23 protein-coding genes and 1 tRNA gene are annotated in these 23394 nt (G+C 72.8%); 19 read left to right on the forward strand and 5 right to left on the reverse strand.

What is annotated here, in order from left to right:
- Window positions 1-32 precede the first annotated feature (32 nt).
- The 5 genes from Aiant_RS33710 (at window position 33) to Aiant_RS33730 (ending at window position 4022) form a co-directional block, all read left to right on the forward strand.
- Window positions 33-344, forward strand: a complete 312-nt coding sequence (locus Aiant_RS33710; RefSeq protein ID WP_189332983.1) for a hypothetical protein — start codon at window positions 33-35, stop codon at window positions 342-344.
- Window positions 335-462 (forward strand) — tRNA-OTHER (locus Aiant_RS33715). Before Aiant_RS33710 ends, Aiant_RS33715 begins: the two co-directional genes overlap by 10 nt.
- 23 nt (window positions 463-485) lie before the next feature.
- The gene (locus tag Aiant_RS33720) at window positions 486-2663 is read left to right on the forward strand and encodes a TerD family protein (protein WP_189332984.1); all 2178 of its coding nucleotides are present in this window, start codon (window positions 486-488) and stop codon (window positions 2661-2663) included.
- 190 nt (window positions 2664-2853) lie between these two features.
- On the forward strand, window positions 2854-3480 hold the full coding sequence (locus Aiant_RS33725) for a permease-like cell division protein FtsX (protein WP_189332985.1): 627 nt from the start codon (window positions 2854-2856) through the stop codon (window positions 3478-3480).
- A complete protein-coding gene (locus Aiant_RS33730; RefSeq protein ID WP_189332986.1) occupies window positions 3477-4022 on the forward strand; it encodes a SigE family RNA polymerase sigma factor in 546 nt (181 codons plus the stop codon). Before Aiant_RS33725 ends, Aiant_RS33730 begins: the two co-directional genes overlap by 4 nt.
- Window positions 4023-4146: 124 nt before the next feature.
- Here Aiant_RS33730 and Aiant_RS33735 read toward each other — a convergent pair whose 3' ends face one another.
- Entirely contained in the window at window positions 4147-5262 is a 1116-nt protein-coding gene (locus tag Aiant_RS33735; RefSeq protein ID WP_229830620.1) for a glutamate-cysteine ligase family protein, read from the reverse strand.
- Between the two features lie 248 nt (window positions 5263-5510).
- Between Aiant_RS33735 and Aiant_RS33740 the strand changes: the two genes are divergently transcribed.
- Both Aiant_RS33740 and Aiant_RS33745 read left to right on the forward strand, forming a co-directional pair.
- On the forward strand, window positions 5511-6080 hold the full coding sequence (locus Aiant_RS33740) for a hypothetical protein (RefSeq protein WP_212846591.1): 570 nt from the start codon (window positions 5511-5513) through the stop codon (window positions 6078-6080).
- A 4-nt stretch (window positions 6081-6084) separates the two neighbouring features.
- Window positions 6085-7044: a DUF2332 domain-containing protein gene (locus Aiant_RS33745; protein ID WP_189332987.1), complete on the forward strand. Its 960-nt coding sequence runs from the start codon at window positions 6085-6087 to the stop codon at window positions 7042-7044.
- Here Aiant_RS33745 and Aiant_RS33750 read toward each other — a convergent pair.
- Window positions 7041-7526, reverse strand: a complete 486-nt coding sequence (locus tag Aiant_RS33750; protein ID WP_189332988.1) for a hypothetical protein — start codon at window positions 7524-7526, stop codon at window positions 7041-7043. The genes Aiant_RS33745 and Aiant_RS33750 overlap by 4 nt on opposite strands.
- A gap of 65 nt (window positions 7527-7591) precedes the next feature.
- Here Aiant_RS33750 and Aiant_RS33755 point away from each other — a divergent pair, with 65 nt between their 5' ends.
- From Aiant_RS33755 to Aiant_RS33765, 3 genes are all read left to right on the forward strand, one after another.
- Window positions 7592-7957 carry a nuclear transport factor 2 family protein gene (locus Aiant_RS33755; protein WP_189332989.1) on the forward strand — a complete coding sequence of 122 codons (366 nt, stop codon included), beginning with the start codon at window positions 7592-7594 and terminating at the stop codon, window positions 7955-7957.
- A gap of 108 nt (window positions 7958-8065) precedes the next feature.
- On the forward strand, window positions 8066-9106 hold the full coding sequence (locus Aiant_RS33760; RefSeq protein ID WP_189332990.1) for a LacI family DNA-binding transcriptional regulator: 1041 nt from the start codon (window positions 8066-8068) through the stop codon (window positions 9104-9106).
- A 693-nt stretch (window positions 9107-9799) separates the two neighbouring features.
- Window positions 9800-10147, forward strand: a complete 348-nt coding sequence (locus Aiant_RS33765; RefSeq protein ID WP_189332991.1) for a hypothetical protein — start codon at window positions 9800-9802, stop codon at window positions 10145-10147.
- Window positions 10148-10194: 47 nt separating this feature from the next.
- Here the strand turns inward: Aiant_RS33765 and Aiant_RS33770 are convergent, their stop codons facing one another.
- Window positions 10195-11418, reverse strand: a complete 1224-nt coding sequence (locus Aiant_RS33770; RefSeq protein ID WP_189332992.1) for a putative PEP-binding protein — start codon at window positions 11416-11418, stop codon at window positions 10195-10197.
- On the reverse strand, window positions 11415-12590 hold the full coding sequence (locus tag Aiant_RS33775) for a hypothetical protein (protein ID WP_189332993.1): 1176 nt from the start codon (window positions 12588-12590) through the stop codon (window positions 11415-11417). The genes Aiant_RS33770 and Aiant_RS33775 overlap by 4 nt, the downstream gene beginning before the upstream one ends.
- 374 nt (window positions 12591-12964) lie before the next feature.
- Here Aiant_RS33775 and Aiant_RS33780 point away from each other — a divergent pair, with 374 nt between their 5' ends.
- The 6 genes from Aiant_RS33780 to Aiant_RS33805 all read left to right on the forward strand — a co-directional run bounded on the left by Aiant_RS33780 (window position 12965) and on the right by Aiant_RS33805 (window position 19497).
- A complete protein-coding gene (locus tag Aiant_RS33780) occupies window positions 12965-14344 on the forward strand; it encodes a citrate/2-methylcitrate synthase (protein ID WP_229830622.1) in 1380 nt (459 codons plus the stop codon).
- An 83-nt stretch (window positions 14345-14427) separates the two neighbouring features.
- On the forward strand, window positions 14428-14826 hold the full coding sequence (locus tag Aiant_RS33785; RefSeq protein WP_189332994.1) for a nuclear transport factor 2 family protein: 399 nt from the start codon (window positions 14428-14430) through the stop codon (window positions 14824-14826).
- Window positions 14827-14906: 80 nt separating this feature from the next.
- A complete protein-coding gene (locus Aiant_RS33790; protein WP_189332995.1) occupies window positions 14907-16370 on the forward strand; it encodes an aldehyde dehydrogenase in 1464 nt (487 codons plus the stop codon).
- 43 nt (window positions 16371-16413) lie between these two features.
- Entirely contained in the window at window positions 16414-17595 is a 1182-nt protein-coding gene (locus tag Aiant_RS33795) for a pyridoxal phosphate-dependent aminotransferase (protein WP_189332996.1), read from the forward strand.
- Window positions 17596-17629: 34 nt separating this feature from the next.
- A complete protein-coding gene (locus Aiant_RS33800; protein WP_189332997.1) occupies window positions 17630-18340 on the forward strand; it encodes an L-threonylcarbamoyladenylate synthase in 711 nt (236 codons plus the stop codon).
- Window positions 18337-19497 (forward strand): MFS transporter, encoded by a 1161-nt coding sequence (locus Aiant_RS33805; protein WP_189332998.1) that lies wholly within the window; start codon window positions 18337-18339, stop codon window positions 19495-19497. Before Aiant_RS33800 ends, Aiant_RS33805 begins: the two co-directional genes overlap by 4 nt.
- Here the strand turns inward: Aiant_RS33805 and Aiant_RS33810 are convergent.
- Window positions 19494-20447: an Lrp/AsnC family transcriptional regulator gene (locus tag Aiant_RS33810; RefSeq protein WP_189332999.1), complete on the reverse strand. Its 954-nt coding sequence runs from the start codon at window positions 20445-20447 to the stop codon at window positions 19494-19496. The genes Aiant_RS33805 and Aiant_RS33810 overlap by 4 nt on opposite strands.
- A gap of 85 nt (window positions 20448-20532) precedes the next feature.
- On the opposite strand from Aiant_RS33810, the gene Aiant_RS33815 reads away from it, so the two are divergent.
- The 3 genes from Aiant_RS33815 (at window position 20533) to Aiant_RS33825 (ending at window position 22858) form a co-directional block, all read left to right on the forward strand.
- Window positions 20533-21945 carry an MFS transporter gene (locus Aiant_RS33815; protein WP_189333000.1) on the forward strand — a complete coding sequence of 471 codons (1413 nt, stop codon included), beginning with the start codon at window positions 20533-20535 and terminating at the stop codon, window positions 21943-21945.
- 53 nt (window positions 21946-21998) lie between these two features.
- The gene (locus Aiant_RS33820; RefSeq protein ID WP_189333001.1) at window positions 21999-22550 is read left to right on the forward strand and encodes a DoxX family membrane protein; all 552 of its coding nucleotides are present in this window, start codon (window positions 21999-22001) and stop codon (window positions 22548-22550) included.
- 116 nt (window positions 22551-22666) lie between these two features.
- Window positions 22667-22858 carry a hypothetical protein gene (locus Aiant_RS33825; RefSeq protein WP_189333002.1) on the forward strand — a complete coding sequence of 64 codons (192 nt, stop codon included), beginning with the start codon at window positions 22667-22669 and terminating at the stop codon, window positions 22856-22858.
- Window positions 22859-23394: the final 536 nt, after the last annotated feature.

A 23394-nucleotide genomic window follows, 5' to 3' on the forward strand; every position in this document is an offset into this window, starting at 1 on the left:
GGCGTCGCCGGCGCCACGCTGATGCTGCCGCCGTGCTGCCGGTCATCTGGGGCATCAAGGAGATCGCCGCGCACGGCGCGAGTCAGACCCGCCTTCTCTCCATCGCCGCCGGGCTGGCCGTGCCGGCCGTCGCGCGGGAGACCCTCAGCGGCGCCGTCGCCACCGGGTCGCCCGGTCTGCTGCACGCCGCCCGGGAGGCCTTCGCGTCCGGCCTGCACGCCGCCGCGTGGACCAGCGCGGGCCTGATGCTGCTGGCCGCGATCGTGGCCCTGATCCGCCTGGCCCCGTCGAAACTCGATGGTCCGGCGGCGGAGCGCGTGCCAGTATCAGCGGCGGGTCGCTAGCTCAAGGGTTAGAGCATTCGACTGGATAGTGCGTCCGCTTCCCGCTCGCGCGGTCATGGAGGCGCTTCCTTCTCCTCTTTGGATCGAACGGTTCGGGGTTCGAGTCCCCGGCGGCCCACGCATTCGTGGTTGGGAGGGCCCGTGCTCGAGAAGCTGATCATCCAGAAGACGCTGCGCGTGCCCGCGAGCACGGGCGCCCCCGGTGACGGTGCCGCGGTGGCCCGGCAGCTGGACGCCACGCTGCTCGACGTCGGTTTCGCCGCGTCGCGGGCCTTGCTGGAGCACGTCGGCGGGCTCGCGCCGGAGCCGGCCATGGACCTGGCCGCCACCGTGGTGTCCGCGGTCCGTGAGCTGGTCGGCGACCACGTCCGGCACAACGCCTACTTCCTGCGCTTCCCGGACGGCGTCCCGGACACCGTCGAGTTCTGGACCGAGCGGCTGCGCGCGGCCGTGCCGGCCGGCGGCGGCGGTGAGCTGCCGGACCTCCGCACGGTGAACCTGCTCGACCTGCCGGGGTACGGCACCTACCAGCACACCTACGCCGACCTGCTGGCCGCCCACGACGAGCTGATCGCGGCGGCCGGCGACCGGGTCACCCTGCTGCACCTCGGCGACACCGCCGAGGTGGAGGCGCAGCGGCTCTACCTGTCGCTGGCCGGCAGCCCGGCCCCGCTCGGCGAGGCGGACCTCGCGATCCTCAGCGAGCTCGCCCTGACCTGCGCGGACGGCCCGCAGCCGGCGGAGATCCCGGTCCGGGAGAACCGTGCCGTGCTCAACGGCATCCGGCTGGTCCTCGGCCGCCCGCTGGTGGCCGTCGACACCACGACCGACGTGCTGCGCCTGGCCTGCCAGGTCTCCGGCGGCGACGTCTCGCTCGCCCGGCCGACCCGGTTCCGCGCCTTCCCGCGCCGGGAGCGCCGGGTCCTGCTGGCGGCGCTGCACGAGGTCGTCGCGGCGAACCCGGGCAAGCTCGGCGACGTCGCGCGCCACGCGGAGCGGTGGAAGCGGCTCGGCGAGCGCCTGCACCCGCACGAGTACACCCAGTGGCCGCACGCCCGCGAGGTCTTCACGGTCGCGCGCGGCGAGCGCCGGGTGCCGACCGTGGCCGGTCGCGCCGAGGCGGCGTTCCGGTCCGGCGACGTCGGCCGGGCCGCCACCGTGCTGTCGGCCGCGCCGGGCCTGCTCCTGCGGTCCGCGGACCGGTTGCTGCGGCTGGCTTCGGCGGCCGAGCGCGACGCCGTGACCGAGGCGGTCACCGGTGCGCTCGGCGCGGCGTCCGGGCGGGTGCTCTGTTCGCTGCGCGAGCACGTCGGCAACCGGCTCGTGCCGGCGTCGGCCCGGATGTACGCGAACCGCTCGCGGACCGCCTGGATCGGTCCGGACCGGCGGCCGCCGCTGCCGGCCGAGCTGGTGGCCGAGCTGTCGTCGCGACTGGACGCGGCGATCGGCGCCCGGCTGCCGTCGCTTTCGCCGCCGTCGCTTTCGCTGCCGTCGCTTTCGCTGCCGGAGCGGCCGATCCTGGTCGACCCGGCGGTGCTCGACGTCGCCCTGCCGCTGTCCGGCAAGGCGGCCGAGGGCGGCTTCGCGGTGCTGCCACGCGGCTCGCGGGGTGTGGTCGACGGGGAGTTGCTGCGGTTCTTCATGTACTGGCGGCAGACCGCCCGGCGGACCGACTACGACCTGTCGGTCCTGCTGCTCGACGAGGAATTCCGCAGCCTGGGCCAGGTGTCCTGGACGAACTACAAGCACGACGGCGTGGTGCACTCCGGTGACCTCACCGACGCGAAGAACGGCGCGACCGAGTTCATCGACGTGCCGCTGACGCTGCGCGGGAAGTACGTGGTCCCGCAGGTCAACATCTACGCCGGGGAGTCGTTCGACGAGGTCGCCGAGTCGATGTTCGGGTATCAGGCCCGGATGCCGGAGCAGCGCGGCATGCCGTTCGACGCCCGGACCGTGCGGGCCAAGTCGCACCTGCGCGGGACCGGACGGATCGCGCTGCCGATGGTCTTCACCAAGGGCGAGCGGGGCTGGCAGGCCGTGTGGCTGCACCTGTACCTGCGCGGCTGGCCGGCGTTCAACCGGGTGGAGGAGAACCGGTTCGGCACGTCCCACCGGGTGCGCGCGCTGATCGAGCGGCGCTACCTGACCATGGGCTACCTGATCGACCGCTGGCGCGACCGGACCGAGGTGACGAGCTGGGACGGCGGTGTGCCGGACGAGCCGGTCACGTTCATCGGCCTGGACGCGCCGGAGGAACTCCCCGAGGGGTCGGAGGTGTACACGCCGGGCCGGTTCGCCGAGCTGCTGCCGGTGTGACGGGGTGACGGTCGAGGCCATGCGAGCGCTTCCTTCTTTCCTCCGTAACCGCACGGAGCCCTCCGCCGAGGCGGGGGACTTGGGTGTAGCGCCCGCGCTCTCCTCGACCTAACCTCCCCGATGTGACCTGATCGGGGCTTCAAGCAGTCCTTTTCAGCAGAGCCTGAGACGGACAGCGAGGAGCACCGACGTGGACGCGAGCATGCGGAGACACTTCGACCGGGCGGCCGGCGACGGCCCGGGGTTCGACCCGGGGGAGATGGCGCAGTCCGCCATCGCCGAGGTCGGGCGGGTGCGCCGCCGGCGGCGGCAGTGGGCCGCGATCGGGGGATCGGCGGCCGGCGTGGTGGCGGTGCTCGGCGTGGTGGCGGCCCTGAGCCTGCCGTCCGGCGGGGCCGGGCCACAGACCGGGCCGGGGCCGGCCGCGGCGGCGATGTGGCAGCCCGCGGCGGCGCCGTCCTGCTCCGCGCAGCCGGTGGCCGAGGACGCCACCGACGTGGCGATCTTCCTGACCGACCGGGCGACCGAGGGGCAGCGGGCGGCGCTGCACACGGCGCTCGGTGCGGACCTGCGGATCAGCGCGCTGGAGTACGAGACCCGGGAGCAGGCCTACGAGCGGTTCAAGGCGCTTTACGCGGACAGTCCGGACTTCGTCCAGGCCGTCGACCGGGACTCGATTCCCGCGTCGTTCCGGCTGCGGCTGACGGACCCCGCACGGTTCGCGGACTTCCGCGAGCGGTACGCGGCGATGCCCGGGGTCGCTCAGATCGTCGGCCGGGTCTGCGAGCCGGGCGCCCCGGTCGGCGGGACGCTGTGACCGGGCTCCTGGCCGGCTGGAGCGAGTCCCGCCGCCGGGCCAAGGCCGCCCGGGACGACGAGTTCACCGCGTTCGTGGCGTCCGCCGCCGCCAGGTTGCGCCGCAGCGCCTACCTGATGTGCCGGGACTGGCACCTGGCCCAGGACCTGACCCAGCAGACCTTCACCAAGATGTACGCCTCCTGGGACCGGATCCGCGCCAGCGCCAACCTCGAGGGATACAGCCGGCGGGTGCTGATGAACCTCGTCTTCGACCAGCAGCGGCGGCGCAGCGGCTCGGAGGTGGTGCTGGCCGAGCTGCCGGACCGGCCGGACAGCGGCGCGGTCTGGGCCCCGGAGCTGCGCCTCGCCCTGGTGGACGCGCTGGCCCAGCTGCCGGTCAAGGACCGGGCCGTCCTGGTGCTGCGGCACGCCGAGGACCACAGCGTCGAGACGGTCGCGACGATCCTCGGCGTCTCCGTGTCGGTGGTGAAGATGCGCAACGCCCGCGCCCTGAGCCGCCTGCGCGGCCTGCTCGGCGAGCACTTCATCGACGCGGTGTGACCGCCGGTGCCGGCCCGCGCCGGGGTCGGCCCCGGCATGGTCGGTGCGGCAGCGCCCGGTCGGCGTACAGCCGCTGCATCCGCGGCCACCCGGCCCGCCGCGGCGGCCGGGACCGGGCGGATCGTCAGACCAGGCCGGCGGCGCGGTCCAGGAGGTCGTCGGCGGGGCAGCGGCCGCGGTTGACGTAGCGGTCGGTGTAGTCGGCGAGCGCGTCGCGCAGTTCGCGGGTGGCGCCGTGCCGGGCGAAGCTGGCGTAGGCGGCCAGGAAGCAGGCGCGGGCCGCGTCGGCCAGGACCGGGTCGGTGAGGGCGTCCCGGGCGGCGCGCTCCCACAGGCGCGGCTCGTCGACCAGGTGCACGGTGGCCGCGTACGCCTCCTCGGCGGCGCGCGGGTCGTCGAGCAGGGCGGTGATCACCGCGGCCGGGACGCGCCAGCCGTTGCCGGACTGCCGGTCGACCGCGTCGATCTCCAGGTGCCCGCGGGCGGCCACCGGCGGGCGCAGGCTCGCGAGGTGGCGGTCCAGGTCGGCGACGGTGAGGCGGGTGCCCGATCGGAAGCGGTCACGCAGGCTGCGGCCGGTGACGGTGGGGGCGTCCAGGACGGTGGCGGCCCAGGTCGTACGGAAATCGGCGGTGAACCGGGACCCGGCCGGGACCGTGAGCGAATCCGGAATCCGCGGCCCCGGCACCACCGGGGTCCCGGGCAGCACCGGCAGGTCGCGGCGCAGCGCCTGGCGGACGCTGCGCCAGCCGGTCGGGCGGCCGTGCCGCAGCGGCGCGTTGGCGAACGCGGCGGCCAGCACCGGAGCGAGGGTGTGCGCGAGGACCCAGCGGCGGCGCAGCCCGAGCGGCCCGCCACCCTCGAGGCCCGCCTCCAGCCCGACCCGGATCCCGGCGGTCGCCGTCCCGTACGCGTGCAGCGGCCCTTCCGGGTGCACCGTGTCGGTGGCGAACGGCAGCACGCTGAGCCCGTGCTGATCCACCACCCGGCTCGCGGCGGCCAGGTCGTCGGTCATCCGGCGCAGCGCGGTCTCGATGCCCGGCGACGGGGGCCCGCTGACCACCAGGACCCGGGGCGAACGCGTGTCCAGGAAGCCGTGCCGCAGCGGTCGTCGCCCGGTCGGCGCGCAGGCCGGGTCGAGCAGCAGGTCGACCGCCACCCCGACGAAGCCCGGCACCCCGGGGGTGAACGCCCGGGCGGCGAAGTGCTCGGCGGCGGCCTGTTCGGTCAGGGTGGTCACGCGATGCCCTCCGCTGGCGTTCAGTGGTCCCGTGGTCCGGCGGGCCGCGGCCGGAGCGGTCGCGGCGCTCGTGGCGTCCCCGCTGCTCCCGGCCGTCGGCCCCCGGTGCCCGCGAGCATAGCATTCCTATCTGCTCGATAGGAAAAACCAAGGGTGTTCCCTAAGGGTTTCCCGAGGGCCGGAATCAGGGCGCCGTCGGGGAATCCGCCGGTCCTGCGTGGGGCATCGACCGCCATAGCGTTCCCCCCATGGAATCGAACTCGGTCGTCATCCGCCGGACCGCCCTGCTCGCCCCGGCGCTGCTCCTCACCTACGGCATCCTGCGCTTCCTCGACGGCCTGGACGGCGACCGTGGCAACGGCCCGCTCTGGACCGTCGGGCACCTGGCGTTCTTCGCCGGCATGGTGCTGTTCGGCGTGCTCACGGTCGCCGTGCGCAACACCTTCCCGGCCGACCGGCGGCGGGTCGCGACGGTCGCCACCGGCGCGAGCCTGGCCGGCGTGGCCGCCTTCCTCTGGGTGATCGCCGGGGACCTCTCGGACGCGTTCCGCGAGGCCGCGCCGCTGCCCGGCCTGCTGGAGAAGGCCGGCCCGATGCTCTTCCCGGTCGGCGTGCTGGTGCTGTTCGGGATGATGGTCGCGGCCCGCCGGCTGCCGGTCTGGACGCCGCTGGTGTTCGGCCTGGGCATCGTCGCGATCTCGGTGAACCTGAACCTGCTCCCGTTCGCGGCCCTGGCCATCCTCGGCGCGCTCGCCCCGCTGCGCCGCGTCGCCACCGCTCGCCACCTGCGTCCGGGACGTGCGAATCTGGTCCACTGACACGATGACCACCGCCGTGATCTACGCCGAGTTCGCCGCCCGGGAGGCCGCCGGGGAGTCCCCGGCGTACGAGGACCTGGCCGTCGCCGTCTCGCGCGACCGCCGGGTCCTCGCCCTGCTGGACACGCTGCCACCGGCGAAGCGCCAGCCGAACCTGCTCTTCGCCGTGCTCCAGTTCCTCGGTGGCCCGGTCACCGACCCGGCCGCCGCCTGCGACTTCACCGTGGCGAACTGGTCCCGCATCGAGCCGGAGATCCGCGCCCGGGCGACGCAGACCAACGAGGTCGCCCGCTGCGCGCTGTTGCTCCCGATCCTCGCCGCGCTCCCGCAACCCCTGGCGCTGCTGGAGGCCGGCCCGTCCGCGGGCCTGAACCTGTACCCGGACCGCTACGCCTACCGGTACGGCGAGCACGTCCTCGGCGCGGGCGAGCCGCTGCTCGACTGCGCGCTGACCGGCACCGCCCCGCCGGACCGGCTCCCCGAGATCGTCTGGCGGGCCGGGCTGGACCGCCATCCGCTCGACGTCACCGACCCCGCCGACCTGGCCTGGCTGGACGCGCTGATCTGGCCGGAGCAGGCCGAGCGCCGCGCCCGGCTGCGCGCCGCCGCCCGGATCGTGGCCGCCGACCCGCCGCTGCTCGTCCGCGGCGACCTGGTCGACGACCTGCCGGCGCTCGCGGCGCAAGCACCCCGCGACGCCACCCTGGTGATCTTCCACAGCATGGTCCTCTACCAGGTGCCGGCCGACCGCCGAGAGAGATTCATTTCTTCGGTACGCGGTCTGCCCGCCCACTGGATCGCGCTGGAGAACCCGACCGTCCTGTCCTACCCGGACCCGTTGCCGAACCCGCCGGCCGAGACCCTGCACCACGTGCTGGCGCTGGACGGCGAGCCGGTGGCCTGGGCCCGCCCGCACGGGCAGGCGCTCACCTGGTTCGCGCGCCGGTCGCCCGGGTCGTCCTAGAAGTTGATGGTCACGCCGGCTGTCCGGCAGGCGGTCGTCAGGTCCTCGCTGAGGTCGGCGAATCCGGCGTCGGCCGCGGCGCCGATCGGGTCGTCGGCCTGCGCCGCCTTGGCGATCTCGTCGGCCACCGCCCGCGCCGCGGTGGTCACCTCGGTGGTCGCGGCGGCGCCGAGCGCCTCGTCCACCGCCTTGTGGAACTTGGCGAACGCCTCCTTCGCGTCCTTCGCGGCGACGCTGCCGTCCGCCTGCTGCGCGTCCGAGATGCCGCCCTTCATGGTGCTGGCCGCCTTGTTCAGCGTGGTGCACAGCTCCTTGTCACCGACCGGGGCGCCGGCGGCCGGCGCGGACGACCCGGCGGATGCCGCGGCGCCGGACGCGGCCGGGGTGGCGCCGGTCGTCGTGTCCGCGTCGCTGTCGCAGCCGGCGAGGCCGGTCAGGCAGGCGAGGAGCAGGGCGGCGGGGACGATCCGGGAGCGTGTCACGGGCACGGACGGTAGCCGACGTTCCTGGGAGATCGCCCAACGGGTGCGGCTCCTATCCTGGGCGGATGACCGAGGAGGAGTTGCTGGCCGCGGAGCGGCGGCTGCAGGACGCGCAGCGCACCGGGGACGTGGCCGAGCTGGACCGGCTGCTCGACGACCGGCTGATCGCGATCGGGCCGGACGGCGGGCGCTACCGCAAGGACGACGACCTGGACGCCTACCGGTCGGGCAGCTCGGTGATCGAGTCGCTGACCGAGGTGAGCCTGGAGTCACTGGTGGTGGCGGGCACCGGGGTGACGTTCGTGGTGTGTGACGTGGCGGGGACGTTCGGCGGGGCGCCGTTCCGCGCGCGGCTGCGGTACACGCGGACCTGGGCGTACGAAAAGGGGTCTGGTTGGCGGATCGTGGCGGCGCACATCGCCGCGGCCTGAGGCCTTGGTTGAAATGTTTCATTCAAGGTGCGATGCTGACGTCGACGGGGTCGGAGCGCTGTCCCTACAATGCGTTTCAATCCATCGTTCAAACGAGGGAGCAACGGGGTGGCTCAGCAGCCGCGCAACGGGCGCGCGCCGTCGGTCAAGGACGTCGCGGCGGCCGCGGGCGTCTCCCTCGGCACGGTGTCGAACGTGTTGAACCGGCCGGCCGTGGTCAGCACCGCCACCCGCGAGCGGGTCGAGCGGGCGATGGCCGAGCTCGGCTTCATCCGCAACGAGTCGGCCCGCCAGCTGCGCGCCGGGACCAGCCGCGCGCTGGCCTACGTGATGCTCGACGGGGGCAACCCGTTCTTCCAGGACGTCGCCGAGGGCATCGAGAGCGCGGCCGACGCCGCCGACCTGTCGCTGTTCGTCTGCAACAGCGGCGGGCGACCCGAGCGCGAGTCCAAGCACCTCGACCGGCTGGTGCAGCAGCGGGTGCAGGGCATCCTGATCACGCCGGTCGACCCGGACGCGCCGCACCTGCTGGACATCGCCCGGCGCGGCGTCCCGTTCGTGATGGTCGACCGGCTGAGCAGCGCCGGTGAGCACTGCTCGGTCGCCGTCGACGACATCCTGGGCGGGCGGATCGCCGTCGAGCACCTGATCGACCGCGGGCACGAGCGGGTCGCCTTCATCGGCGGGCCGTCGAGCATCGGGCAGGTCCGCGAGCGCTATCAGGGCGCCCGCGAGGTGTGGGAGGAGTTCGGCAAGCCGGCCGACGACCTGATCCACCTGCCGACCGAGGCGCTCACGGTGAGCGAGGGGCGCTCGGCGGGGGAGCGGCTGGCCGGGCTGCCGTCCCGGCGCCGGCCGACCGCGGCCTTCTGTGCGAACGACCTGCTGGCGCTGGGCCTGTTGCAGCACGCGGTGACCGCCGGGCTGCGGGTGCCGGACGACCTGGCCATCGTCGGGTTCGACGACATCGACTTCGCGGCGGCCGCGGCGGTGCCGCTGACCTCGGTCCGCCAGCCGCGGCAGGAGCTGGGGCGCACGGCGGCCCGGCTGGTGCTGGACGAGGCCACCAATCCGGATCACGTGCACGAGCAGGCGACATTCGTGCCGGCGCTGGTCGCTCGAGCCTCGACCGGAGCGCCCCGCCGCTGACCCCACCCCCCGGCTGGCGCTCACGGCCCTATCCGGGCTCCGGATAGGGCCGTGGGTGCCAGCCCGGTTTTCTGGGCTGGTCTGTACGGCCCATTCCTGTGCCGGGTTGGGGCCGTGGGTGCCAGCTGGGGTTGCTGGGCTGGCGCTTTCGCGTGCCGGGTTGGGGCTGTGGGTGCCAGCTGGGGTTGCTGGGCTGGCGTGTGCGGCCCATTCCTGTGCCGGGATGGGGCCGTGAGCGCCAGTTGGGGTTGCTGGGCTGGCGTGTACGGCCCTTTCTCGGGCCCGGATAGGGCCGTGAGCGCCAGCTGGGGTTGCTGGGCTGGTCTGTGCGGCCCTTTCGTGTGCCGGGATGGGGCCGTGGGTGCCAGCTGGGGTTGCTGGGCTGGTCTGTGCGGCCCTTTCGTGTGCCGGGATGGGGCCGTGGGTGCCAGCTGGGGTTGCTGGGCTGGTGTGTACGGCCCTTTCGTGTGCCGGGATGGGGCCGTGGGTGTCAGCTCGGGTTGCTGGGCTGGTCTGTGCGGCCCTTTCCCGGGCCCGGATAGGGCCCTGAGCGCCAGCCGGGGGCGGGGGCGCGTCGCGGTCCGGGGCGGGAGCGGTCTCGCGGGCGGGTGGACACGGGACGGATGCTCTCGGCGTACCGAAAGCGGGTTTGGATTTGATCGAGGGGTTGTGCGGCTGGCAAGCTGTGCCGCTGTGGAAGCTCTCCGGTTGATCCTGCTGTTCGTGCACCTCGTCGGCTTCGCTCTGCTGCTGGGCGGGTCGATCGCGCAGTTCCTGTCCGGGACCTACCGGATCACTCCGGCGATCCTCTGGGGCGCGATCATCCAGCTGGTCAGCGGGCTCGGGCTGGCCGCGCCGCTGCGGGGCGGCGGGGACCACGAGCCGGACCCGATCAAGCTCGGGGTCAAGCTGCTGATCGCCGTGATGATCTTCATCATGGTGTTCATCCCGCGCAAGCGGGAGGCGGTCAACAAGGGACACTTCATCGGGATCATCACGCTGACCCTGGTCAACGCGGCGGTCGCGGTCTTCTGGCGGTGACGACCCGGGTGCGGCGACCGTCGGGACGGCCGCCGCACCCGCGGTGATCAGGCCGGGCCGGTCGCCGGGCCCTGCGACGCCGCCCGGCTCATCCGGGCGATCTCCAGGACCGACGCGGCGGCGATCAGCTCGCCGCAGCCGATGTCGATCAGCTCCCGCACGGTACGGGTGTCGCGGCGCAGCTCACCGCAGACGAAGAAGTGCACACCGTGCGTCGCGGTGATCCGGCAGATGTCCCGGACCACCCCGAGGTTGACGCTGCTGAACGGGTCGATGGTCAGCTCGGAGCTGCTCCGGTCCACGCCGTTGAGCAGCGCGAACAGGTCCGAGGTGCCGACCGCGACGAACGCCGGGCGGACCTGGCGGACCAGGTCCGGCAGGGCGTAGACCATGGCCGGGATCTCCAGGGTGAGGCCGAGCTCGACCTCCTCCAGGCCGGCCTCCCGGAACATGTCCCGGACCCGGCGGAACTCCTCGATGCTGGACACGAACGGCACGCTGACCTGGAGTTTCGTGCCGGGGTGGCGGGACAGTGCGGCCCGGATGGCGCGCAGCTCCGGCCACCAGCGCTGCGGGGCGCGCGGCCCGCGCATCCCGATCTCCGGGTTCGCCTCGATCGGCGCGTCGATCCCGACCTCGCGCAGCTCCGCCGAGGTGGGGTCGGAGAGCACCAGCCGGACCGACCGCCAGCCGCCGCTGAGCAGGTCGGCGATCACCTCGGTGAGGTGCGCCTCGATCCGGTCCGGCTCGTGGTAGGCGGACGGGTCCGCGGCCAGCATCTGGAACAGGCAGAACTTCAGCCGGAAGTAGCCGACGTCGTGCACGTTCCACTCGCGGTAGAGCTCGGCGTTCGCGTCGTTCAGGTACGAGCAGATGGCGGTGACCGGCACCGGCCGCGACTCCAGGTCGATCAGGCCCTCGCCGTCGACCTGGTAGCGGCCGCCGTCCCGGATCCGGTCCAGGTCCTCGCAGTGGACCAGCGCCTTGCCGCCCTCGCTGAGCATCTTGCGGGCGTGGTCGGCGAAGTGCCGGCTGCCGACCACCACGCCGGCGATCTGCGGGTCGTCCAGGATGATGCGCACCGAGTCGAACGTCAGCTCGTCCTGGACCAGCAGGAACCGGCCGGGCTGGCTGCGGTCGCGGGTGCCCCGGAACGCCGTGGCGGCGAACGGCAGGTCGGTCTTGATGATGCTGCGGCTGCGCGGTTGCGCCGGCTCGGCGGCGACCGTGGCGGGAACCGACCCGTTCAGGGCGACGGTGGTGGCGGTCATGCGGTCAGCTCCAGGGAGGGCAGAAGGGTCACGTCGAGGTCGTCGGCGAGGAGCCGGCGGCCGGCCTCCAGCACGCTGGCGCAGTAGCCGACGGTGTTGTGCACGTACGCCTGCGTGACGATCTCGGTGAAGCGTGCGCCACCGATCGACAGCCGCGAGACGTGCAGGTGCGACGGGGCGGTGAGCACGGTCGCCGCGACGCCGGAGGCGGAGAAGGCGCGGGAGCCGACCGGGATGTCGGTGGTCCGGATGACGTTCGGCAGGACCTCGTGCGCCCGGGCGAATCCGGCGCGGACCGTCTCCAGGTCCAGGTCGGCCCGGACGAAGAAGCGGCTCACCTGGTAGCCCGGCGGCTGGGTGAGCACCCGCAGCGAGACCGTGTTGAGGACGGAGACGCCGGGCAGGCGCATCATCGAGCGGCGTACCTGGGAGAAACCGGGACGCAGGTTGTCCCGGGCGTCCTCCCGGCGGGCGCCGACCCCGGCCGTGCCGAAGCTGCTCGACGCGGTGTCGGGGTGCACGATGTCGAGCTCGGCGCGCTCCAGCCCGAGCTCGGACACGCCGGCCAGGGTGGCGGCCTCCAGCACGCCGCGCAGCTGGGCGGCCCACCCGACGCACTGGCAGCTGCCGAGCGAGAACAGGCCCTCGGTGCCGAGACCGGCCGGGGTGTCCACCCCGAGCAGGCCCAGGTCGGCGCCGGCCAGCGGCACGTAGAAGGCGGGCAGCGAGTCGTTCTCGGCCACCCCGATCACGACGCCGGCGAGCTTGCGGAAACGCTGGAGCATCTCGGCCGAGCGGATGTGGTCACGGTGGGTGGCGACGATGGCGAGATCGAAGTGGCCGATCTCCAGCATCGCGTCGTCCTGGACGTCGAGGAAGTGGATCCGCACGGGCCGCCCCCGGACGGTCAGCGTCCGCGTCTCCTCGTCGATCCCCAGCTGGTCGAGCAGGGCCGGGTCGGCCAGCAGCATCCGGCTCGCGAGCTGCTGCATCGAGGTGAGCGGCGCCAGGGCCTTGTCGGACGGGATGTGCCGGGTCACCACGTCGGTGATGGCGAACCCGTCCCGGGCCGGGTCGTTCAGGCTGAGCAGGTTGCTTCCGATGTCGGCGCCCGCGCCGAACAGAACCGCTGACTTGGGGGAGGCCACTGGCCCCCGTGGCTCGGTGTTCATCTCCAGACCTCTCTCGGCTGACGTACGGAACTGGTGTGCGAAGAATGCGGTCAGATGTGACGCGCCGGCCGTTGCTCTTCCCGTCCCGCGAGAGGTGATGTCGCTCGACCGGGCCGGGTCTCGGGCGGAATGCATCGAGGGCCTCGTCGCCGTCGATTCCATGTGCCGTGGTCGCGCGCGGCGGGGTAACACTGCATAGCCGCCGAAGGCATTGTCAACATTGATTGCAAAATCAACCTGGCGGTGCACTAATGCGTAACCTTGTTTCGAACCTGTAAGGCAATGCCAGAAAAGGAGTCGCACGTCACAGTGGACGGATGTATTTGATCCCGCAAAGAAGCGTATTCCCAGCTCAGCAGCGCTGAGAGCAATAGATGTCACTTGATGTTGACAGCCGCAGTCCGCCGCCGATATGTTCCCTTCCGGATCTGCTCGGCAGAGCATGGCACGGGGGATGTAACACGGTGAGCGAACTGCTCAATAGTTCTGCGATCAATATTTTGGTCGATTCTGGGTCCACGGATCTGAAATGGAATTCACATTCGGCGCAATGGCTCACCTCCGCGGAGGCGGTCGAGCGGCTCGGAGTGGTTCCGGAAACGCTCTACGCATACGTCAGCAGAGGTTTGATCAAGACCACCGGAGCGCGCGGCAGCAACCGTCGCTACCTGCGCCGGGACATCGAGGCGCTGGCCTCGAAGGGCCGCCGGAGCAAGCGCTCCCGGCCCGCCGACACCCCGGTGGAGTCGCAGATCAGTCTCATCCAGAACGGCGTCCTGTATTACCGGGGGCGCTGCGCGTCCACATTGGCCGGCATGTTGCGATTCGAGGAATTCACCGACTGGTTGTGGCACGGCACGCCGTCGCGCGGCGCCGACGCCACGGCGGAGCTGGACCGGGACGCCCTGGCCGGTCTGCGCCTGCTGCCGGCCCCGGCGGACGCGCTGCCGCTGGACCGGCTGCGGATGGCGCTTCCGGTGCTGGCCGCCCACCGGCAGGACGAGCCCGGGGACGTGGTGGCGGCGGGCTGGTGGCTGCTGCGGCACAGCGCGGCCGTCATGCGGCCGGACCCCGGCCCGGCGACGAGCGGGCTGGTGGCCGGGGTGCTCTCCGGCCTGACCGGCGATCCGGCCCCGGGCCCGGCCGCGCAGCGGCTGCTCACCGAGGCCATGATCCTGGTGGCCGACAACGGGCTGACCACGCAGACCATGACCGTGCGGATGTCCGCGTCGGTCGGCGCCGACCTGTTCGGCGCGGTGCAGGCGGGACTGGCGCTGGCCCGGGGCACCCGGCCGGGCACCACCTCGCTCGCGGTGGAGGACGCGTTGCGCCGCCGCGCGGGGGGTTCCGCCACCGGGGACCTCGCCGGCATGCAGTCGCACGAGCACTATCCGTCCGGCGACCCGCGGGCGGCGTACCTGGTGGGCCGGCTCGCCGAGCTCGGCGTGGGCAACCCCCGGATGGCGGTCGTCCGCGACCACCTGGCCGAGGGGGCCGCGCGCGGCGGGGAGCCGAACATCGACTTCGCCTTCGCCGCCCTGGCGTTCCTGCTCGGCGCCCCGCGCGGCAGCGCCGAGTACCTCTTCGCGATCGCCCGGATGGTCGGCTGGATCGCGCACTACCTGGAGGAGTGCGAGCTGGTGCGCCGGGACGGCGTCCGCCGCTACCGCTTCCCGGCCCTGTACACCGGCTCGCTCCCGAAGACGCGAGCCGGCGCCCGCCCCGACAACCGCCGCACCTTCACCCAAGGCTGACCCGCGGCTGTTCCTTGATGTCCTGACCGGGCGTGACGCCGGGTCAGGCAGCCATGTACCGATCACCACTGTGGGGAGAACCGATGTCCACCCAGCCCTCAGCCACCGCCCTCGTCGCCGGGTTCTTCCAGTCCTTCGGGGCCGGTGACCTGCCGGGTCTGCTCGCCCTGTTCGCCGACGACGTGGACTTCCGGGTCGCCGGGGCGCCGACCGTGCCCTGGGTCGGGGAGCGCCGCACCCGCGCCGAGATCGAGGCGTTCTTCAAGACCCTCGGCGCCGAGCTGACCACCGAGGCGTTCGCCGTCGACGCGGTCTTCGGCGACGCGACCAACGCGGGCGCCACCGGCAGCTTCACCCAGCGCGTCAACAGCACCGGGAAGGCCTTCACCTCGGACTTCGCGCTGTACGTGCAGGCGAACGTCGGCGAGATCGTCAAGTTCCGCTTCTTCGAGGACAGCTTCGCCGTCGCCGAGGCGTTCTGAGCCACCCTCCCGTGGTCGTGGGGCGGCGGCCACCCCCGTGCCGCCGTCCCGCGGCCGCACCCCGACACGAAAGACGAATCATGTTCATCGACAACCGCACGGAACCCGGGACGGCCGGGCCGTTGCTGGACGTCGTCAACCCGGCGACCGGCGAGGTCTGGGCCCGGGTCCCGGAGGCCGGCGCGGCCGACGTCGACCGGGCCGTCGCCGCCGCCCGGCGCGCCTTCGAGGAGGGGCCGTGGCCGCGGTGGCGTGCCGCCGACCGGGCCGACTTCCTGATCCGGTTCGGCCGGGCTCTCGCCGAGCACGCCGAGGAGCTCGCCGCGCTCCAGGTCGCCGAGAACGGCAAGCTGATGCGCGAGATGCTCGGGCAGGTCAAGCTCTTCCCGGAGCACTTCACCTACTACGCGGGCCTCGCCCAGGCGCCGTCCGGGCAGACGAACCGGGTGCACCTGCCGGACGTGCTGAACTACACGGTGCGCGAGCCGCTCGGCGTGGTCGCCGCCATCACGCCGTGGAACTCCCCGCTGATGCTGCTCGTCTGGAAGCTCGGCCCGGCCCTGGCCGCCGGGAACACCGTGGTCGCCAAGCCCTCGGAGATCACTCCGGTGTCGGCGCTGCGGCTCGCCGAGATCGCCGCCGAGCAGGGCCTGCCGCCCGGCGTCCTGAACGTGGTCACCGGCTCGGCGGCGGCCGGGTCGGCGCTGGTCGACCACCCGGGCGTCGACAAGATCGCGTTCACCGGGTCGACGACGGCGGGTCAGGCGATCGCGGCGCGGGCGGGCGCCTCCCTCAAACGGGTGTCGCTGGAGCTCGGCGGCAAGAGCCCGAACATCGTCTTCGCCGACGCGGACCCCGAGGAGGCGGTCGACGGGGTGATCGCCGGGATCTTCGGCGCCACCGGGCAGACCTGCATGGCCGGCTCCCGGGTGCTGCTCCAGGACGAGATCCACGACCGGGTCCTGGACCTGCTCGTCGCCCGGGCCCGGAGGATCGTCGTCGGCGATCCGGCCGACCCGGGCAGCGAGATGGGCACGGTCGCCTGCCGCGCGCAGTACGACAAGGTCATGCACTACGTGGCGGTCGCCCGCGAGGACGGCGCCCGGCTGGTGCACGGCGGTGGGCACGCCACCGTGCCGGGCCTGCCGAACGGCCTGTTCATCGAGCCCACCATCGTCGCCGGCGTGACGAACGAGATGCGGATCGCCCGCGAGGAGGTCTTCGGGCCGATCGCCGCGGTGCTGCGGTTCACCGACGAGGACGACGCCGTCCGGATCGCCAACGACAGCGCGTACGGCCTGGCCGCCGGGGTGTGGACGCGGGACGTCCGCCGGGCGCACCGGATGGCCGGCCGGCTGCGGGCGGGCACCGTGTGGATCAACAACTACCGCAAGACCTCGTACGCCACCCCCTTCGGCGGCTACAAGCACAGCGGCATCGGCCGGGAGAACGGTCCGGACGCGCTGCGCGAGTACACCGAGGAGAAGAGCGTCTGGGTGGACACCGGACAGGGCGTCAAGGATCCCTTCAACCCCCGTGCCTGACCTCCTGACCTTCAGTCCCCGTGCCTTTCTGGAAGGAACGAACATGAGTCGCGTTTCCGCGCGGATCGCCAACATCGCCGAGTCGGCCACGCTGGCCGTCGACGCCAAGGCGAAGGCGCTCAAAGCGGCGGGCCGGCCGGTCATCGGATTCGGCGCCGGCGAGCCGGACTTTCCCACGCCGGACTACATCGTGGAGGCCGCGGTGGCGGCCTGCCGGGACCCGCGTTTCCACAAGTACACCCCGGCCGGCGGCCTGCCCGAGCTGCGCGAGGCCATCGCCCGCCAGGTGGGCCGCCCGGCCGGGCAGGTGGTCGTCACCAACGGCGGCAAGCAGGCCGTCTACCAGGCGTTCGCGGCCCTGCTGGACCCGGGCGACGAGGTGCTCGTGCCCGCGCCGTACTGGACCACGTACCCCGAGGCGATCAAGCTGGCCGGTGGCGTGCCGGTCCCGGTCCTGACCGACGAGTCCACCGGTTACCTGGCCGGCGTGGACCAGCTGGCGGCCGCGCTGACCCCGCGGACCAAGGTGCTGCTGATCTGCTCGCCGTCCAACCCGACCGGCGCCGTCTACCCGCGCGAGCAGCTGGCCGAGATCGGCCGCTGGGCGCTGGAGAACGACCTGATGGTCGTCACCGACGAGATCTACGAGCATCTGGTGTACGGCGACGCCGAGTTCCACTCCCTGCCGGTGGTGGTGCCGGAGCTCGCCGACCGCACCATCGTGCTCAGCGGCGTCTCCAAGACGTTCGCGATGACCGGCTGGCGGGTCGGCTGGATGTACGGCCCCGACGACCTGATCAAGGGCGCCCTCAACCTCCAGTCGCACGCCACCTCGAACGTCAGCAACGTCGCCCAGGCCGCCGCCCTCGCCGCGGTCACCGGGGACCTGTCCGCGGTCGCCGAGATGCGCCGGGCCTTCGACCGGCGCCGCCGCACCATGGTCCGGATGCTCAACGAGATCCCGGGCGTCGTCTGCCCGGAGCCGCAGGGCGCGTTCTACGTCTACCCGTCCGTCGCCGGGCTGCTCGGCCGGGAGCTGCGCGGCCGCCGCCCGGCCAGCTCGATGGAGCTGGCGTCGCTGATCCTCGACGAGGCCGAGGTCGCCCTGGTGCCGGGCGAGGCGTTCGGGACGCCCGGTTACTTCCGCCTCTCCTACGCCCTGGGCGACGACGACCTGGTGGAGGGCGTCACCCGGATCGCCAAGCTGGCGCACGAAGCCGCCTGACCAGCTGTTCGCTGATATTCAAGAGGAGATCATCATGCCCGACATCCGGCCGTACAACGACGAGACGCACGCCTACGCCCTGGAACTGCTCAAGCAGGACGGGGTGATCGTCGCCCCGAGCGTGACGAACTACGGCGTCTTCTGCGCGGCGACCAGCCGCATCGGCATCAACCGCATCTTCGAGATGAAGCAGCGCACCAAGTTCGGCCCGCTCACCCTGGGCATCGGGCACCCGGAGGACGCCCGGACGTACGCCGACATCCCGGCCGACTTCCCCGACGAGCTGATCGCCGAGCTGCTGCTGGGGATGACCACCACGGTCTTCTTCGCGTCGGCGGCCTCCCGTGAGTTCCCGGCGGAGATGACCGTGGGCGCGCCCACCGTCGGCCTCTTCTGCCACGGGACCAGCCCGATGTGGGCGATCGGCCGCGACTTCGGCCCGATCGCGCTGACCTCGTCCAACATCTCCGGCACCGGCGGCCACCAGGTCACCCGGGAGCAGGCGATCAACGACCTCGGCCAGCACGCCGACCTGGTCATCGACGGCGGCCCGATCGGCTGGGACGACGCGGCCGGCCCGTTCCAGAGCAACACCGTCGTCGACTTCTCCTTCGACCCGCCGCACCTGGTGCGCCCCGGCCGGTACGCCACCGAGCGCCTGCTGCGCCACTTCCCGGACCTGGTGACCGACCTGGACGAGTACAAGCGCGTGCTCACCGAACGCATGGGAGACGTGAAGCTGTGACCGCGTCGCAGACCAGTCCGGTCGCCGCGCCGGCCGGCCCGGCCCCGGACGCGCCGATCGCCGCCTTCTGCGTCTTCCTCGCCGCGGCGGCCACCCTGGCCACCGGGCAGCTCTTCGGCTTCCTCGCCTTCGTCCCGCAGCTGACCGAGCGCTTCGGCTCCGCGGTCAAGCTCGGGCTGCCGCTGTTCGCCGCGGGCTACGCGGTCGGCATGATCCTGCTCGGTTCGCTGGCGGGCCGGCTGGGCGCACGCCGCGTGCTGGTCGTCAGCCTCGCCGCGGGCGGCGTGCTGAGCCTGGTCACCTCGCTGGCCCCGCACGTGTCGGTGCTGCTCGGCCTGCGGTTCGCCGAGGGCCTGGTGCTGGGCGGGTTCCCGCCGGCGGCGTTCGTCGCCTCGGTGCAGCGGGTGCCCCAGCAGAAGATCCTGTTCCCCAACTCGGCCATGGTGTTCGGGCTGCTCGGGTCAGCCGGCGCCGCCGGTCTGGCCGCTCGTGGCCTGGCCGCGACCGTCGGGTGGCGCGGCGGGCTGGTGGTCTTCGGACTGTTGCTGCTCGTGGTGGCCGGGGTCGCCGCCGTCCAGCGGGGCATCGCCCCCGGCCGCCCGTCCCCGGTCCACCCCTACCGCCTGGTGGGTGTGGAGCTGGCCGGTCCGGAGGTCCTGTTCAGCGCGGCCTGCGGCATGGTCACCATGGCCACCTTCGTCACCACGAACGGCGCCGCGCAGAAGGGTCCGCACCCGATCGCCGCGCTGCTGATCGTGCTGGGCGCGGTCCTGACGCTGCTGGCCCTGGCCAAGCTGATCGTGCGGCGGCCGGCGGACCTGCGCCGGATCGTGGGGCTGGTCCTCACCCTGGCCGGCGCCGCGGTGCTGCACCTGAGCGAAGATCAGGTGCTCGTCGCGCTGGCCCTGGCCACGGTCGGCGCCACGCTGACCGTCCCGGCCTCGATCCAGCAGGTGGTCGGCAACGCGCGCAAGGCGATCCCGGTCGCCGTCGCCAGCTTCACCTGCTCGCTGTTCGTCGGCGGCGCGCTCGCCGGCCTGGCCGTCACCGGCCTGGTCGCCATCGAGCCGTCCACGGTGACCGCCGTGCTCCTCGCCGGCCTGGCCCTGGCCGGTGTGGGCGGGGTGATCCGCAGCGCGCAGTCCCGGCGACGCTAGCGAACGGCGCCGAGCTGCTTGACGTGTTTGAGCACCGGCGCCGATTCGATCCGCTCCACGCCCTCCAGCGGACCGATCCGCTCCGTCAGATAGCGGTAGAACGACGGCATGTCCTCGCAGATGGCGGTCGCCTGCAAGTTCGTCGGCCCGGTGGTGGCCGCCGCGAAGACGATCTCCTCGTGTTCGCCCAGGGCGGCACCCACCTGGGCCACCCGGGACGGCGCGACCGACAGCCAGAGGATCACCACGGCGCGGAAACCGTACAGCTCCGGCTCCATCTCCACGTCGGTGTAGAGCGAGCCCGAGTCGAACAGCTCCTGCACCCGGCGGCGTACCGTCGACTCGGGCCAGCCGGTCTGCCCGGCCAGCTCGGTGAAGCTGAGCCGCCCGTCCCAGGAGAGCGCGTCGATCAGCGGCGCGTCGGCGTCGGTGAGCCGGGCCGCGGGGCGGCCGCCGGCGGCCGGGGTCAGCGCGGCGATCTGCTCGGCGGTGAGCGCGTCGTCGCGCAGGTCCGGGCCGACCGCGCCGCCGACGTAGTTGTGGATCACGCAGTGCGCGCTGACCGCGACCAGGCGCGGGGTGCGGGGCAGTTTCTGGAGCAGCAGCGACTCCCGGTCGGCGGCGGCCGGGATCTGCACGCTGCACGCGATCTCGGTGCCGCCGGAGGTGATGTTGACCCAGGCGGTGTCCGGGCGGCGGGCCAGGGCGCCGGCGATCTGCATGGCCGCGTCCGGGGCGGCGCGCAGCCGCAGCGCCCACGACTCGTAGCCCAGCTCGATGTGGTTGGGCAGGCCGACCACGCGCAGGCCGGCCTCCTCGCGCAGCCGCCGGTACCGCCGGGCGACGGTCTGGTCGGAGACGCCGAGGACCGCGCCGATCTCCCGGTATCCGGCCCGGCCGTTGATCCGCAGCGCGTGCGTCACCTGCCGGTCCAGCGTGTCGATTTCCACCGCATCAACCTAACGGATGTCGAGATCCGCAGAGTTTGGCGATCTGGTTCGTTGGTTCTTTGAAACCCGCGGCATCCTGCTGTGCATGCGTAAATGGTCACCTCTGCTCGCCGTCTGCCTCGGCACCTTCCTGCTGCTGGTGGACGTCACCATCGTCGTCGTCGCGTTGCCGTCGATCGCCGACAAGTTCGGGGCCGGGTACGCCGACCTCCAGTGGGTGCTCGACGGCTATGCCCTGGCGCTGGCCGCCCTGCTGCTCGGCGCCGGCTCGCTCGCCGACCGGTACGGCCGCCGCCGTACCTATCTGGCCGGCATCGGCATCTTCGCGATCTCCTCCCTGCTCTGCGCGGTCGCCCCGAACGAACAGGCGCTGATCGCCGCCCGCGTCCTGCAGGGCGCCGGCGGCGCGGCGATGTTCGCCTGCACCGCGGCCCTGCTCAACGTCACCTATCAGGGCCGTGACCGGGGTGTCGCCTTCGGCGTCTGGGGCGCGGTCAACGGCGCCGCCGCCGCGGCCGGCCCGCTCGCCGGCGGGCTGCTCACCGAGCACCTCGGCTGGCGCTGGGTGTTCCTGGTCAACCTGCCGATCTGCCTGGTCGCGGTCTGGTTCACGGTGCGCGGCGTGACCGAGTCGAAGGCGTCCTGGGGCGGCCGGTTCGACCTGCCCGGCACGATCACGTTCACGGTGGCGGCGGGCGCCGTCACGTACGGCCTGATCCGCGCCGGCGACGCCGGCTGGACCGACGGCGTGGCGCTGACCGCGTTCGCCACCGGCGCCGTCGCCCTGGTCGCGTTCATCGTCGCCGAACTGCGCTCCGACCACCCGATGCTGGACCTCTCGCTGTTCCGGCGGGCGCCGTTCGCCACGCTGATCGTGGCCGCGTTCCTCACCCAGGCCGCCGCGTTCGGCTACCTGCCGTTCAGCACCGTCTGGCTCCAGCAGGTGCTGCACAACGGACCGGTCGACGCCGGCCTGACGGGCGCGCTGCCGATGGCCGCCGCCTCGCTGGTGATCGGCGCGGCGGCCGGGCGGTTCCTGCAGAAGGTCGCCCCGCGCTGGACGGTCGGGCTCGGCCTGCTGCTGATCGCGGCCGGTGACCTGCTCCAGGCCCGGCTCGACGCGGACAGCACCGGCACGGCGCTGATCCCCGGCCTGATCGTGGTCGGCGTCGGGGTCGGCTGCGTGCTGCCGTCGCTCTCCTCGGCCATCCTCGGCGCGGTGCCGCGGGAGCGCAGCGGGATGGCCGGCGGGGCGCTGAACACGTTCCGCCAGCTCGGCTTCGCGCTCGGCGTCGCGGTGTTCGGCACCATCTTCGCCGACCACATCAGCGACGGACACGGCCAGCCGGTCGCGTTCGCCGACGGTCTCAACGCGACCCTGCTGGTCGCGGCCGGGACCGCCGCGGCCGCGGCGGTGCTGGTGCTGCTCTTCGTGCGGCCCGCCGCCGAGTCGCGGGACCTTCGGCCCGTCGAGTCGGGTGATCTGACCCGGGCGTGACGCCGCCGGACGGAGGAGTGTCGAAGGCAGAGAGATTGACTGAGGAGGAAGCGATGACCACCATCGCGGCGCACCGCCTCGAGCAGGTCGAGGCCCCGGGTTCGATGCTCACCAAGTCCGCTGCCAAGGCACTCGCCGTCCTGCGGGTCGCCACCGGGTTCGTCTTCCTCTGGGCGTTCCTGGACAAGACCTTCGGTTTCGGATACGCCACCCCGTCCGCCAAGGCCTGGATCAACGGCGGCTCACCGACCAAGGGCTTCCTGGCCGGCGTCGAGGCCGGCCCGCTCCAGGGTTTCTTCCACGACATCGCCGGCACCACGGTCGCCGACTGGGGCTTCATGATCGGCCTGCTCGGCATCGGCCTCGCCATGATCCTCGGCGTCGGCCTGCGCATCGCCGCGGCCTCCGGCGCCGTCATGATGGCTCTGATGTGGCTCGCCGAGTGGCCGGTGGCCAGCGGCTCCACCAACCCGATCGTCGACTACCACGTGATCTACGCCCTGGTCGGCGTCGTGCTGGCGCTGACCTACGCCGGGCACACCTGGGGGCTGGGCCGCCTGTGGACCCGCCTCCCGCTGATCCAGAAGAACCGCTGGCTGATCTGAAACCCTTCCCCGGCGCCCGGGCCGCTTCGGCCCGGGCGGTCCTTTTCCCTTCCGGTCCGCAAACCCATTTCCGGTACGCCCTGAGCAGCCGTCCACGCCCTTCGACCACCCTCACCTTGACGCCACTCTTCTCCGGCGTCGCCTTGCCGCCGCTCTTCTCCGGTGTCGCCTTGCCGCCGCTCTTCTCCGGTGTCGCCTTGACGCCGCTCTTCTCCGGTGTCGCCTTGCCGCCGCTCTTCTCCGGTGTCGCCTTGACGCCGCTTCTCGCCGGTGTCGCCTTGACGTCGCTTCTCGCCGGTGGGGCCTGACGCCATCCTTGCCGGTGCGGCCGTGACGCCATCCCTCGCCGGTGCAGCCTGACACGCCCGCCGAGCGCCGCAGGCTCGTCGGCATCCCTGATCGGAGAGCGCCCAGCTGGCCAAGCGGGCTCGTGAGCTCTCCGACCACGAAGAACTGCGCCTATCCCCGAGCTGGCCCGCGATCCACATCGGCGCATGGGCGCGTTTCCTCCTGAGGGAGATCGCTGTCAATCGCGTCCGTGTCTCGCCTCCCTGACCCAGCCGGCCGGGCCAGGAGACCACCACTCACAGTCCGCCGCCGGACACGACCTCGGCGCGCCAAGCCACGAAACGCTCTTCTCCCCGACCCAGCCGCCGCCCACGGGGTTGCTGGTCACCGCCGACGGCCCGCTACCTCGACAACGCCGTCCAGGTTGCCGCCGGCGGACACCCGGAGGGCGGTACCGGTTCCCGACCCGCCCACCTTGCGCCCGAACCGCCCACCCCGCGCCCCGACTTTGCGCCCGGAGCCAGCCCAGGTTCCCCGGCTGGTCCCGATGGCCCTA

Origin of the sequence: Actinoplanes ianthinogenes (genome assembly GCF_018324205.1) — a bacterium.
Classification (GTDB): domain Bacteria; phylum Actinomycetota; class Actinomycetes; order Mycobacteriales; family Micromonosporaceae; genus Actinoplanes; species Actinoplanes ianthinogenes.